11 protein-coding genes are annotated in these 13736 nt (G+C 40.8%); 8 read left to right on the forward strand and 3 right to left on the reverse strand.

The features are described 5' to 3' along the window. The first annotated feature begins 39 nt into the window (after positions 1 to 39). The 6 genes from BST86_RS05805 (at position 40) to BST86_RS05830 (ending at position 6346) form a co-directional block, all read left to right on the forward strand. Positions 40 to 999 (forward strand): DUF368 domain-containing protein, encoded by a 960-nt coding sequence (locus tag BST86_RS05805; protein ID WP_105982437.1) that lies wholly within the window; start codon positions 40 to 42, stop codon positions 997 to 999. Continuing rightward, a complete protein-coding gene (locus tag BST86_RS05810; RefSeq protein ID WP_105982438.1) occupies positions 1000 to 2019 on the forward strand; it encodes a DUF368 domain-containing protein in 1020 nt (339 codons plus the stop codon). Next, on the forward strand, positions 1994 to 2785 hold the full coding sequence (locus tag BST86_RS05815; RefSeq protein ID WP_105982439.1) for a shikimate dehydrogenase family protein: 792 nt from the start codon (positions 1994 to 1996) through the stop codon (positions 2783 to 2785). Before BST86_RS05810 ends, BST86_RS05815 begins: the two co-directional genes overlap by 26 nt. 62 nt (positions 2786 to 2847) lie before the next feature. Next, on the forward strand, positions 2848 to 5004 hold the full coding sequence (locus BST86_RS05820; protein WP_105982440.1) for a DUF349 domain-containing protein: 2157 nt from the start codon (positions 2848 to 2850) through the stop codon (positions 5002 to 5004). 131 nt (positions 5005 to 5135) lie between these two features. Then, the gene (locus BST86_RS05825) at positions 5136 to 5786 is read left to right on the forward strand and encodes a hypothetical protein (RefSeq protein ID WP_105982441.1); all 651 of its coding nucleotides are present in this window, start codon (positions 5136 to 5138) and stop codon (positions 5784 to 5786) included. 47 nt (positions 5787 to 5833) lie between these two features. Continuing rightward, on the forward strand, positions 5834 to 6346 hold the full coding sequence (locus tag BST86_RS05830; protein ID WP_105982442.1) for a CIA30 family protein: 513 nt from the start codon (positions 5834 to 5836) through the stop codon (positions 6344 to 6346). On the opposite strand, the gene BST86_RS05835 is transcribed toward BST86_RS05830, so the two are convergent. From BST86_RS05835 to pfkA, 3 genes are all read right to left on the reverse strand, one after another. Next, positions 6343 to 7200: a BadF/BadG/BcrA/BcrD ATPase family protein gene (locus BST86_RS05835; protein WP_105982443.1), complete on the reverse strand. Its 858-nt coding sequence runs from the start codon at positions 7198 to 7200 to the stop codon at positions 6343 to 6345. The genes BST86_RS05830 and BST86_RS05835 overlap by 4 nt on opposite strands. Before the next feature lie 71 nt (positions 7201 to 7271). Continuing rightward, the gene (gene gap / locus BST86_RS05840) at positions 7272 to 8276 is read right to left on the reverse strand and encodes a type I glyceraldehyde-3-phosphate dehydrogenase (RefSeq protein ID WP_105982444.1); all 1005 of its coding nucleotides are present in this window, start codon (positions 8274 to 8276) and stop codon (positions 7272 to 7274) included. Between the two features lie 108 nt (positions 8277 to 8384). Then, a complete protein-coding gene (gene pfkA, locus BST86_RS05845) occupies positions 8385 to 9371 on the reverse strand; it encodes a 6-phosphofructokinase (RefSeq protein ID WP_105982445.1) in 987 nt (328 codons plus the stop codon). A 118-nt stretch (positions 9372 to 9489) separates the two neighbouring features. Between pfkA and BST86_RS05850 the strand changes: the two genes are divergently transcribed. Both BST86_RS05850 and katG read left to right on the forward strand, forming a co-directional pair. Continuing rightward, a complete protein-coding gene (locus tag BST86_RS05850) occupies positions 9490 to 11220 on the forward strand; it encodes a sodium:solute symporter family protein (RefSeq protein WP_105982446.1) in 1731 nt (576 codons plus the stop codon). A 145-nt stretch (positions 11221 to 11365) separates the two neighbouring features. Beyond that, on the forward strand, positions 11366 to 13663 hold the full coding sequence (gene katG / locus BST86_RS05855; protein ID WP_105982447.1) for a catalase/peroxidase HPI: 2298 nt from the start codon (positions 11366 to 11368) through the stop codon (positions 13661 to 13663). The last annotated feature ends 73 nt before the right edge of the window (positions 13664 to 13736 follow it).

The following is a 13736-nucleotide window of genomic DNA, read 5'->3' on the forward strand; positions in this document are numbered from 1 at the left end:
CGTTGACATAATAACCCTTTTCCATCCACATACCACAAAATGGCCTTTAGAAGAAACGTTACCGTAATACTGAAAGGAATGATGATGGGAGCAGCAGACGTGGTCCCTGGAGTATCAGGTGGAACGATTGCTTTCATTATGGGAATCTATGAGGAGTTGATTAAAACCATCGATAACCTAGGAATCGACGTTATTAAAGATTTCTGGAGAATAGGATGGAAAGCTACTACTGTCAAGTATAATCTAGGTTTTCTTATATCGCTTTTACTTGGAATTGCCATCAGCATTTTAAGTCTGGCAAAAATCATCACCCATCTGCTTGAGAGTTATCCAGTGCTAGTCTGGGCTTTTTTCTTTGGGCTGGTACTTGCAAGTATTTTATACATTGGGAAACAGATTGATCGCTGGAAGGTTCTTACCGTAGTTGCTATTATAGTAGGAAGCATAATTTCCTACTACATTACCATAGCAGAACCATTGGGAGCACCAGACAGCTGGTGGTATTTACTCTTTTCTGGATTTATCGCTATTATCGCTATGATCTTGCCTGGTGTGTCTGGAGCATTTTTACTATTGCTTCTGGGTAGTTATCAAACGGTACTCAACTCATTGACTGATCTGATTGAGGGAATCGTGGATGGCGAGTGGTCCATTGCTTTTAAAAGCTTTACCAATCTTGTGTTGGTTGGCATAGGCGCCATATTAGGGATCAAACTATTCTCAAGAGTTTTGACTTGGTTGTTTGAAAACAAGAAGAACCTTACACTCGCTTTACTTACAGGCTTTATGATTGGCTCACTCAATAAATTATGGCCATGGAAAGAAGTGCTTAGTACCAGGGTCAATTCCAAGGGTCTTGAAGTTCCTTTTTTAGAAAAAAGTGTGTGCCCTCAAAATTATGCGGGTGATCCACAAATTTTATGGGTTGGTATTGTTGTAATCATTGGTTTTCTGCTTATTCTTATCTTAGAACAATGGGCAGTTAAAAAACCAGCATAAGTGCGTCAACCTACTCGTAACCTTAGCGATAAATTTTTTCTGGTACTTAAAGGTATCGCCATGGGAACCGCAAATAAAGTTCCTGGCGTTAGTGGTGGTATTGTCGCCTATGTCGCCGGTTTTTATGAAGAGTTCATCTATTCGTTCCAAAAACTCAACCTCAAGGCACTAAAGCTTTTGGCTGCTGGTAGGTTGCGCAGTTTTATGTACTACATCAATGGTAGGTTTCTGGGGTTACTGATACTGGGTGAACTCATTAGCTATTTTACCGTGAGTCTGGGTTTTGACGTCCTTATTTCCTACTATCCTATTTTGGTCTGGGCAGCATTCTTTGGAATGATTCTAGGTTCTATCTATTATCTCACGCGCAGCTATGAAGACTGGACCAGTAGAAAAGTCATATTTCTAATGGCCGGTGCGCTGGTTGGAATCGCTACGTCCCTACTCGATCCAGCCACTCAAAACACCAATCTATTATTTGTATTCTTTTGCGGGATGGTTAGCATCTCAGGAATGACGCTACCAGGTTTGAGCGGTAGCTATTTATTGATTCTATTTGGCAATTACGTCTTGTTGATGGTCGATAGTGTGAATGCCTTTCTAAACGCGGTGGTGTTGACCTTGCAAGGAGACGTTAGTTGGTGGTATGATCCCATGCAAACAGAGCTGCTACTTATTCTTACCGTTTTTGTCGCAGGCTCTTTGGCTGGTTTAATCAGTTTTTCCCACTTGTTGGGCTGGACATTCAAACATTATAGAGACGAGACCAATGCCACCATCATAGGTTTCATAACCGGATCATTGGGCGTGGTCTGGCCTTGGAAACGTGAGATTTTTAAGCTTAGCGAGACAGGAATTGCATTATTGGACAACAACGGCAACAGGATCGTAGAAAATTACCAGCGATACTGGCCATCGATTACCAGCGGCCACACGTGGCTTGCCATACTTATGATTGCCGTTGGTTTTGCCATCGTATATTTACTGGATCATTATGGAAACAAAGCAAATCCCGCGTAGCATTTTTGGACTCATAGGCGCACGCCTGGACTACAGTTTTTCGAGAGCCTATTTTGGTGAAAAATTCGAAAAGTTGAAGTTGAGCGATCACGAGTACCGCAATTTTGAATTGAGCAGTGAGGAAGAATTAGTTCGCTTTCGCGAAAGCGTACTCTACGACCAGCAACATCAAACCACTAATGGCAAAAACGAGATCTTACGAGGCCTCAATGTTACCATTCCCTATAAACAAAGCATGCTCAAGATTGTGGATCATGTCCACGAAGATGCGGCTGCCATAGGCGCCATAAATACGGTGGTTATTGAGGATAACGTCTGGACGGGCCATAATACAGATGCCTACGGTTTTGGGAAGTCTTTGGAACCTTTTCTTCCCATCAAGGGAAATGCTCTGATACTGGGTACTGGCGGCGCTTCAAAAGCTATCGCCTATACTCTGGAAGCTTTGCAGATCCCATATCTTAAAGTAAGTAGGAATCCGCAGGATGATTTTACCATAGGCTATGCATCACTCAATCAAGATGTGATGCAACAGGTACGACTCATAGTCAATACCACACCTGTAGGAACTCACCCTAATATTGACCAGTGTCCAGCAATTCCCTATGAGCATCTTACCAGCGATCATGTACTTTACGATCTGGTCTACAATCCCAGCTTGACCTTATTTATGAAAAAGGGACAACAGCATGGCGCCAAAGTCACCAACGGCCATCAAATGCTGGTAAATCAAGCCGAAAAATCTTGGGAACTCTGGAATAAGTGATCTGTCTATCATTGTCACAACCGTAGATTCTAATTATCTTGCCATCTTTTTAAAACCATTACATGGACACGAACGATAACCTGCCCAAAAACGCAGACGGAAAAACCAAAAAACCTACTAACGAGCAGTTAGAGGACAACACGCACGAGGAAGCGATCATCAAAGAATCTGAAACCACCAGAACCGAGGAACACATCGAGGTAGAAAAAGAATCTGATGAGAAAGTGAAAGAAGGAACCAACCGTCAAACTTCAAAAGAAAATGAGGAAGATGACGCCCATGAAGAAGCCATCATTGAAGAAAAGAAAAAAGTAGAAACCACGGTAGACACTTTTGTCGATGCAGATGACGAAGATGATGAGGATGATGAGGAATCTGAGGATGATAATGACAGCGATGACCCGACATCCCAAAACAAATCTCCAGATCAAAAGGATTACAGTGTCATGTCTATTGCGCTTTTAACAAAGGAGTTGCGCAATTTGATGCAGGAATATCCCATCAATAAGATCAAAGAACCGGTAAAACAACTGGAAAAAGCCTTTGAACAAAAGGATAAGGAAATTCAAGCCGAACAGAAGGAAGCTTTTGAAAAAGGCCAAAAACAATTACCTGAAGAAGAGCGCACGGCAGACTTTCATTATGATAACAAGGAAAGTAAGGAATTCAAAGACCTACATGCTCTTTACCGCAAACAACGTGGAGAATTCCAACGTGAAGTAAGAAAACAAAAGGAACAAAATCTTGAAAAGAGACGTGCTATTATTGAAGGCATCAAAAACCTTATTGACGAAGAAGAAAACATAGGTACGACTTTCAAGAAATTCAACCAGCTACAGGACGAGTGGAAGAATACGGGAAGCATACCACACGATGCTTACAACATCATTTGGGAAGATTATCGCCTGCATGTCCAGAATTTCTATGATTACATCTCCTTAAGTAAGGAACTAAGAGATAAGGATTTTGAACGCAATCTTGAATTTCATAAAAAGATTATCGCTAGAGCCCAAGAGCTAGCTGATGAGCCAGATGTCCACAAAGCACTGCGGGAATTACAGGAACTGCACCGTATGTGGAAGGAAGACACTGGTCCTGTTGCAAAGGAAATGAGAGATCCTATCTGGGAAGAGTTCAAAGCAGCATCAGATGTGATTCATGATCGCAGACAAGCGTATTATGAAGAACGCGACAAGCAAGCTGCCACCAATCAAACCATTAAGGAAAATATCATTGCAGAGCTTCATAAAATAGTTGAGCGCGGCGGCGATAGTCATAAAGCCTGGCAAGACAGTTTACAGGAAGTTAATGCCTTACGTGAGCTTTTTACATCTACTGGTGGTGCGCCTAAAAAAGTAAATAATGAGCTTTGGAATCAATTCCGCAATGTGACGCGTGAATTTAACAAGGTGAAAAATGATTATTACAAAGGCTTGAAAAAAGAGCAACAGGATAATCTTGACAAGAAAATGGAACTGGTCAAGATTGCCGAAGAACATGCAGAAGCTGGTAATTTTCACGAGTCACTGGATACCATGAAGCGCATTCAAGCAGAATGGAAAACTATTGGCCACGTACCTCGCAAAGACAGTGATAAAATCTGGAAACGATTCCAAAAAGCGTGTAATTCATTTTTTGATCAGAAAAACGCTCAGCGCAAAGCCGAAAGCAAAGAAGAAGTGGCAAATTATGAGGCTAAGTTGAAGGTCTATGATAAGATCAAAGAACTTTTACCACAAGATGATCAGGAAGCCATGAAGGCACAGGTAGAGGCTTTAATGGAAGAATGGTCTGCCATAGGTAGAGTACCGCATTCTAAGCGCCAATTGCAAGATAAATTTGAAAAGCTTGTAAAAGCTAAATTCATTGCTGCAGGTATGACCGCCGTGGATGCAGAGATGCTGAAGTACAACAACAAGTTGGACAGCCTAAAAGAAGGTGATGAACGTGACTTCAAGAACGAGCGTTTCTACTTAAGAAAACGTCGAGATGAGATTCAAGATGAAATGCGACAGCTAGAAAATAATCTGCAATTCATTAATGCCAAAGATGATAAGAATCCATTTCTCGTGCAGCAGCGTAAGAACATTGCCGCACTACAGAAAGAATTGGATGTGATTAAAGAAAAACAAAAGCAGTTAAATATTCTACAACGACAGTTAGAACGTGAGAATGAAGATGAAACAGAGGAAGATTCTGGAACTGAAAATGAGGATTAGATGCCTATAATCTTCGGAAACCTTGAAAGCCCATTCCTCTTTTGAAGAATGGGCTTTCTTTTGAAAAATCATATTGGTAAATAACGTTCACAAGCGTCAGACGCCTTAGGTAACTATTGTATATTTAATCTATGTGGAAATTTTTACAACGTGTTTTGGGGGGCTCATCAATCTACTATGATAAATTGATGAAGTCTCGCGATCCTAAGGTGACGATTACAGAAGATCAAATCCAAGAGGCAAAAAGGATATTAAAGCCTCTAATCAAGAAATCCTACGGTCTAGTGGAGGCAGATCGTTCGTCTACCACGCCACAGTTTTTTGATCTTAAGAAAACAACTATTCCCTATTATAAAACTTTTTTACATCCTGAATATCTATTGCATGTTTATCTTGACTCGGACCAGAATGCAAAGCACTCTTCTAAGATTCAGTTGGTGATAGAGAATAAGGAAAACCAAAATATACCAAATGAATTTCCCTCTTTGCCAACATGGGAATCCTTGATTCACGTAGATGTATTGAAGCATAAGGAAATTGTAGCTCTAGAGCCCGACAATCCCTGGACGCTGTATAAAAAGGCTAAAGAGGAGCTGACAGGAAAAGCTAAAAAAAATCAAGTTGCCGGATATCCTCAATGGATTGAAAATGACCTAAACTTTAGAAAGATAAAGGAGAATAAATTTTTGTTGCAAATGGAATTAGAGACCGACAAACAAATTATTTACTTCTTTTTAAATAGAGATTTGCAAACCGTTGAGCACTATGTTCAAAATTTTTAATATTTGCAAGACCAATAACAAATTACAACCTAACACCAATCAGACCAATGAATTATATCAAACCTGAAGTCATCTTATTTGGTGCTCAAAACCAAAATATTACTTGGCATGCTTTTTCAGATCAAGTAGTAGGTGGACTCTCTAAAGGTGACATTATCTTTCATGAAGATTTTTTGGAATTTAAAGGATCTCTAAAGCCTACGTTAGATCGTGGTTGGGCTGGATTGCGCTCCAAAAAAGAAGAGCACGACCTAAGTGACTATAAGTTCATTGAGATCAAGATAAAAACAGATGGTCAACCCTATCACTTTCAGTTAGAGCATAATCCTGCATGGCAAGAAGATAAATTGAGTGTAGAAATTGATATTGTTGCCAACCAATGGAAGGTGATGCATCTAGAAATGGCTGATTTCAAAATTTACAATACCCATAAAGAATATATAAGCCGTAAACCTAAGTTAGAGCATTACCTGAGTGAGATACAACGATACAATATTCTAGCAAGTCACAGAAAAACTACCGATTTCAATTTTCAAATTGAATATATCAGGTTTCACTAACTGTTAAGTTTGCTGCGATGGTATTCTACAAGACCATCAATGGGACGTCTCACGATGTTACCTACTTCATAATCAAATTCTTCAGCTACTTGTTGGATGCGTCCTTTAGCAAAATGGGCTATACTACCCACAAAGTGAACTTGACAGGATTTTATTTCTTCATGAAACTGCAATATCATATTCCTTGAAAACTTGCGTAAACCACGTCTCAACAATTTCTTGATGTAACTTTCATCCAGATGCTGAAAAATAAATTCGGCATGACTCGCAAGGTAAGCGTTGGGATTGGGTTGTTTGTAGAGGTTGTATTTAATATGGTCATCACTCATATCATAATTCTCTGCGAACTGCACACGTAAATTGTCTGGCATGTTTTTGAAATAATAATCTCTTATCAATTCCTTTCCATACCAATTACCACTAGCCTCATCCATAAGTGTGTAGCCCAGTGACACCACTCGTTGATGTAATTTCTCACCATCAGAATAACAGCAATTAGACCCTGTACCTAGGATACAGACCACTCCAGGCTCATCTCCTACTGCTGCATAAACCGCTGCCGCTGTATCTTCCTTCACCATTACCTCTGCATTAGTGAAATAACTGCACAACAAAGACCTCAGAGCTGTTCTTGGTTTTTCGGTTCCACAGCCTGCACCGTAGAAAAAAACTTCTGTGACTTCATCACGATGATTCACTAGCTCTTCACTTTCTTCAAGGCGTTGCTGTAGATCTTCAACAGATAAAATTGCAGGATTCATACCACGTGTGCGAGCTTTGAATAATTGCTCTCCATCGTCAGATAAAGCAATCCAGTCGCACTTAGTTGATCCACTGTCAGTTAATAAAATCATGTTACCCTTTTATTATTTTTAAGATACAAAAAAGGCTGTTAGATTCAATTCCAACAGCCTTTTCTTGAAAATTACAGAGAGTTAACTTTTTCTGCTAGGTCAACTAACTTGTTGGAGTAACCGAATTCATTATCGTACCAGCTTACTAACTTATAGAAAGAAGGGTTCAATTCGATAGCCGCTCCAGCGTCATAGATACTTGTTCTAGCATCGCTCACAAAATCCTGAGAAACGACAGGCTCATCAGTATAACCTACTACTCCTTTCATATCTCCTTTAGATGCTTTTTCAAAAGCCGCGTGGATTTCATCAAGGCTAGTTTCCTTTTCCAGTTTAACTGTTAAGTCCACAACTGATACATCAACTGTAGGAACACGGAATGCCATACCAGTCAATTTACCTTTCAATGAAGGAATTACTTTAGTCACCGCAACAGCTGCACCAGTAGAAGCTGGAATAATGTTTACTAAGGAACTACGTCCAGATCTAAAGTCTTTCTTGCTAGGTCCATCCACAGTAGTTTGAGTGGCTGTGGTTGCATGTATCGTAGTCATCAATGCTTCCTTGATTCCAAAATTGTCATTAAGGATTTTTGCCATTGGTGCAAGACAGTTGGTCGTACATGAGGCGTTGGAAACAATAGTTTGATCTGCAGTCAATTGATCATCATTAACACCCATTACAAACATAGGAGCTGTTTTAGATGGTGCAGAAATCACTACTTTTTTGGCACCAGCATCAATGTGAGCCTGTGCAGTATCAAGATCTGTGAAGATTCCTGTACAGTCAGCAACTACATCTACATCTACCTCATCCCACTTCAAGTTCTTTGGATCACGCTCTGCAGTTACACGCACTTGAACACCATCAATAATGAGATTCCCATCTTTTATTTCAATGGTACCACCGTAACGGCCATGAACAGAATCGTATTCCAATAAATATGCGAGTTGATCAATGTCTACAAGATCATTAATAGCAACCACTTCTACATTATCACGTTCTAATGTTGCTCTAAATACTATACGTCCTATACGGCCGAATCCATTGATTCCTAATCTTAATTTCTTACTCATTTTTTTGTTCTTTAATTATTAATAGCTACTCAAAGCAGCTGTTCACTTAATTGACTTTCAAACTGAAAAAATCCTTTCAGTTCTAAAATATATTCTTTAACTATCACTTTAAGTCGTCATTATATCACTCACTCTGATGAGTTCCTTATCGATAGCGGTTTTACCTTTTACAGCTTTTTCTAGAGGGCACAAAACAATTTTAGTGTCCTGTATTCCTACCATATTATTATAATTGCCATCCATCAAACTTTCAACAGCTTTAACACCCATACGGCTGGCAAGAACGCGGTCCCAACAAGTTGGCGAGCCACCACGTTGCATGTGTCCTAAAACCGATACACGTACTTCGTATTCTGGAAGATTCTGTTCCACATAGTCCTTTAATGCAAAGACATTCTCTCCAGTCTCCACACCTTCGGCAACCACAACGATACTTGATGATTTTCCTGATGCACGGCTGCGTTTCAAACTTTCTAGCAAACGATCTCTGCCCAGGTTTTCTTCTGGAATAAGAATTTCCTCTGCTCCTGCTCCAACACCGGCATTTAGGGCAATGTTACCTACATCGCGACCCATAACTTCTACAAAAAAGAGACGGTTATGGGAACTAGCCGTGTCACGTATCTTATCGATCGCATCTACCACTGTATTTAAAGCGGTATCATAACCTAATGTTGATGATGTACCATAAATGTCATTGTCAATGGTCCCAGGAATACCCATCACAGGGAAATCATTCTCCTCAGAAAAAATCATGGCTCCCGTAAAGCTACCGTCACCACCTATGACTACCAGTGCATCAAGACCTTGTTGTTTCGCTTTCGCGAAAGCGATATCACGGCCTTCTTTAGTCCTAAACTCTTTAGATCGTGCACTTTTTAAGATCGTACCACCTTTATGGATGATGTTATTCACGCTACGTGCATCCATAGGCTTAAAATCACCTTCAATAAGACCTTGATACCCTCGATATATTCCTATACATTCCAGTTTGTGAAAAGCACAGGTACGAACAACGGAGCGAATGGCCGCATTCATCCCAGGTGAGTCTCCACCCGAAGTCATTACTCCTATCTTACGAATGTTTTTTGTCATGTAGTTTTTGATAAAATCCTAGCTAATCTATTAAATCTTTGAGTTAATGGCTACCTAATTCTTTTATATTTAGCCTTTCGTAGCAACTAAAACGTTATCGTTAATAACTTTTCACTATATGGCGCTTGAATTCATTGATTTCGCAATCATTATCTCCTTTTTTGCCATTTCACTTATTGTAGGTATCGTCGTTTCCAGACAAAGTTCCAAAAATGCCGATTCCTTTTTCCTTTCTGGGCGCAGCATGCCTTGGTGGCTGCTGGGTGTTTCTATGGTTGCCACTACGTTTGCGGCAGATACCCCTAACCTCGTTGCAGGTATTGTAAGAACCACTGGAGTCGCTGGAAATTGGGAATGGTGGGCATTTTTACTTACTGGAATGTTGACGGTTTTTTTCTATGCTCGATTATGGCGCAGGAGCGGTATCACTACAGACCTTGAGTTTTATGAAATGCGTTACGATGGGAAAAGTGCGGCTTTTTTGAGAGGCTTTAGGGCGATTTACTTAGGTGTGATTTTCAACGTGATCATCATGGGAACTGTCTGTCTTGCGGCTATCAAAATAGGGCATGTTATGTTTGGTTTTAGCGCTGGGCGCACTCTAGTCATTGCGAGTGTCGTGACAGTGGCCTATTCCCTTTTGGGTGGTTTGAAGGGCGTACTCATCACAGATTTCATTCAGTTTATCATTGCCATGGTAGGCTCTATATGGGCAACCGTGTACATTCTAGATCTACCACAAATAGGCGGCATGCAAAACCTTATCACGCATCCCAATGTAGCCGATAAAATCAACCTTCTACCTGATTTCTCCAATATCGATTTGCTTATGGGAATCTTTATCATCCCTATTGCCGTACAATGGTGGAGCACCTGGTATCCAGGTGCAGAGCCTGGTGGTGGTGGTTATGTAGCACAACGTATGCTGGCAGCCAAGGATGAAAAGAACGCTACGTGGGCAGTGCTATTTTTTAATTTGGCACACTATGCTCTACGTCCATGGCCGTGGATCATCATAGGTTTAGCTTCCTTAATCATTTACCCCAATCTGGATGCGTTAGCCACTGCCTTTCCAGACCTAGGATCACAATTTATCAAAAATGACTTGAGCTATCCTGCCATGCTTACTTTTTTGCCAGCTGGTTTGTTGGGTCTTGTGGTTACATCGCTGGTTGCGGCATTCATGAGTACGATTTCTACTCACTTGAATTGGGGATCGAGCTATATCGTGAATGATTTTTATACTAGGTTCATCAATAAAAAAGCTAGTGAAAAACAAAAAATCATCACCGGTCGCTTATCCATCATTATCATTATGATACTTGCTGGTTTACTTTCTTTGGTATTGGAAGAAGCAAAAGACGCTTTTGATTTAGTGATACAAATAGGTGCTGGCTCTGGATTACTTTTTATACTGCGCTGGTTCTGGTACCGTATCAATCCATGGTCAGAAATCACTGCGATGGTCGTTTCCTTTTGTATGGCTATTGCATTTTTTATTAACGCAAGAATGGACGCTGCTCTGTTTACAGATATGGCAGGTTATGAAAAAATATGTCTGAACGTCCTGGTCACCAGCATCGCCTGGCTAACCGTAACCTTCTTTACCAGACCTAGTAGTCCAGACACTTTAGCAGCGTTCAATAAGGCCATCTTTGGCAACGAATCTAAATTTCACAACTTTCAATATAAAACGATAGCCTTTCTATTAGGAGTAGCTGGTGTCTACAGTTTGCTTTTTTCTTTTGGAAAGCTACTTTATGGAGAGTTGATCATAGGACTTGTACTAATGATCGTTTTCATTGCTTGTTCAATAGGCATCATAAGCATGCGTAAAAGGCTTTTTTAAAACAAATTTGGCATTTGAAGGTTTTCAAACTAGTGATGATCCTCTAACTTTACAAGCATAGCTTGATTTCAAGAAGCTTCAATCCCTTTGAAGCGATAAATTTCATCTTGTTTCTTGCCATTTTACTAATTGAAAAACCTTTTTAATGAAACACATTGACAACCCAGAGAACTTAGAGAAATGTCCTTTTCGTGGTACCAGAATTGGTGGTGCTATAGGCTCTGCACCTAGAACAGACGACTGGTGGCCCAACCGATTACAAGTTGATCTATTACACCAGGAACAACCCATATCGAATCCCTTAAGCGATGAAGACTATAAAGAGAAATTCAACCAGATCGATTTTCAAGAATTAAAGAAAGACATTAAAAATGCTCTAACAGATTCTCAAGACTGGTGGCCTGCAGATTACAACAACTACGGTCCTCAAATGATTCGTATGGCCTGGCACTCTGCTGGTACCTACCGCATCGCAGACGGTCGTGGCGGCGCCGCACAAGGAATGCAGCGTTTTGCTCCTATCAATTCCTGGTGGGACAATGGTAATATTGATAAGTCACGTAGACTGATGTGGCCTATTAAGAAAAAATACGGATCTGCTCTTTCCTGGGCTGATTTGATCATCCTAACAGGTAACTGTGCCCTAGAAATCATGAACTTTCCAACTTTTGGTTTTGCAGGTGGTCGTCGTGATGCGTGGGAACCAGATCGCAGTACCTATTGGGGACCAGAATTTTGGGATGGAAAACCTTTTGATGAATCACAAACAGGTGGAGATCGTAAGGGTCATCCAGGTGAAATGGTGAATGCTAACTTGCGCTGGGTAGGTGGACCTAAAGAAGAATATCACGATCTTGAAAACCCACTTGCAGCGACGCACTCTAATTTGATTTATGTAAACCCAGAAGGTCCAGGCGGTAACATGGATCCTACGGATAGTGCTCGTAATATTAGAGAATCATTCAAGCGCATGGCTATGAATGATGAAGAAACAGTTGCCCTAATTGCAGGTGGACACGCATTTGGTAAAAGTCATGGTGCCGTGCCGGCAGAAAAAATAGGTGCTGCTCCAGAAGCCGCTGGTATTGAAGAACAAGGCTTTGGATGGCATAATCCAGTGGGAACAGGAAATGCAGAGTTTACCAGTACCAACGGTATTGAAGGTTCATGGACGCCTAACCCAACCAATTGGGATAATGATTATTTGATCAATCTATTTAAGTATGATTGGAAGCAAAAGAAAAGTCCAGCCGGTGCAGGTCAGTGGACACCTATAGATCCTGACGCTCCTAAAACTCCAGATGCCCACATTGATGGCAAGATGGACGACTTGATGATGATGACCTCAGATATCGCGCTTAAAGTGGATCCAGAGTATCGCAAGGTTTGTGAGAAATTCATGAGCGATTTTGACTATTTCACGACAGCCTTTTCTAAAGCTTGGTACAAACTAACGCACCGCGACATGGGACCTAAAGATCGTTATCTAGGTCCAGAGGTTCCAGAAGAAGACTTGTTATGGCAAGATCCTGTTCCGGCTTTGGATCATGAACTGGTCAATGATCGCGACATAGAAGACTTAAAGAATCAGATAATAGCCAGTGGACTCAGTATTTCGGCATTGGTATCTGCAGCTTGGTCCTCTGCCGCAGTATATCGTCATTCTGATAAGCGCGGTGGCGCTAATGGTGCTCGTATTGCACTAGAACCACAGAATAACTGGGAAGTCAATCGTCCAGCAGAATTAAATCAAGTGCTCCAAAAATTAAAGGAAATTAAAAATAACTTCAACTCCAGTCAGTCTGGTAATAAAAAAGTTTCACTTGCAGATCTTATCGTTTTAGGAGGTTGCGTCGCTATTGAAAAAGCAGCTAATGATGCTGGTACTCATGTAAAAGTACCTTTTACTCCTGGACGTATGGATACGACTCAAGAGCTGACAGATGTGGAAAGCTTTGACTGGTTACAACCTGTTTCTGATGGATTTAGAAACTACCATAACAACAAAGTAGGTTATCACACATCTTCAGAGCGCATCTTCTTGGATAGAGCTCAATTGTTGAATTTAAGTGCTCCAGAATGGACCGTTTTAGTAGGTGGTTTGCGTGTGCTGGATCAAAATTTTGATCACTCTAAACATGGTGTTTTCACAGAAAGACCAGAACAATTGACAAACGACTTTTTCCAAGTCATTACCAGTATGGACTATGAATGGAAGCCTAAGAGTTCCAGCAAAATGCTCTTTGACATCAATAGCAGAGCGAACGGCGAGACCAAATATACCGCGACACGATGCGATCTTGTTTTTGGCTCCAACGCACAGCTGCGCAACATAGCAGAGGTTTATGCCACTGATGATGCACAGGAGCGATTTGTGCACGACTTTGTCAAAGCTTGGGACAAAGTCATGATGCTGGATCGTTATGACGTCAAAAACGATTGATCTAAAATTGTATCAAATGGAAATGCCCTTTCAAAATTGAGAGGGCATTTTTTATTTTTATGCAAACGAACTT

It is taken from the genome of Nonlabens agnitus (assembly GCF_002994045.1).
Lineage (GTDB): Bacteria > Bacteroidota > Bacteroidia > Flavobacteriales > Flavobacteriaceae > Nonlabens > Nonlabens agnitus.

Coding starts and splice junctions, on each gene's coding strand:
- BST86_RS05805 (WP_105982437.1), top strand. CDS start 40: ATGGCCTTTAGAAGAAACGTTACCGTAATACTGAAAGGAATGATGATG.
- BST86_RS05815 (WP_105982439.1), top strand. CDS start 1,994: ATGGAAACAAAGCAAATCCCGCGTAGCATTTTTGGACTCATAGGCGCA.
- BST86_RS05820 (WP_105982440.1), top strand. CDS start 2,848: ATGGACACGAACGATAACCTGCCCAAAAACGCAGACGGAAAAACCAAA.
- BST86_RS05825 (WP_105982441.1), top strand. CDS start 5,136: ATGTGGAAATTTTTACAACGTGTTTTGGGGGGCTCATCAATCTACTAT.
- BST86_RS05830 (WP_105982442.1), top strand. CDS start 5,834: ATGAATTATATCAAACCTGAAGTCATCTTATTTGGTGCTCAAAACCAA.
- BST86_RS05835 (WP_105982443.1), bottom strand. CDS start 7,200: ATGATTTTATTAACTGACAGTGGATCAACTAAGTGCGACTGGATTGCT.
- gap (WP_105982444.1), bottom strand. CDS start 8,276: ATGAGTAAGAAATTAAGATTAGGAATCAATGGATTCGGCCGTATAGGA.
- pfkA (WP_105982445.1), bottom strand. CDS start 9,371: ATGACAAAAAACATTCGTAAGATAGGAGTAATGACTTCGGGTGGAGAC.
- BST86_RS05850 (WP_105982446.1), top strand. CDS start 9,490: ATGGCGCTTGAATTCATTGATTTCGCAATCATTATCTCCTTTTTTGCC.
- katG (WP_105982447.1), top strand. CDS start 11,366: ATGAAACACATTGACAACCCAGAGAACTTAGAGAAATGTCCTTTTCGT.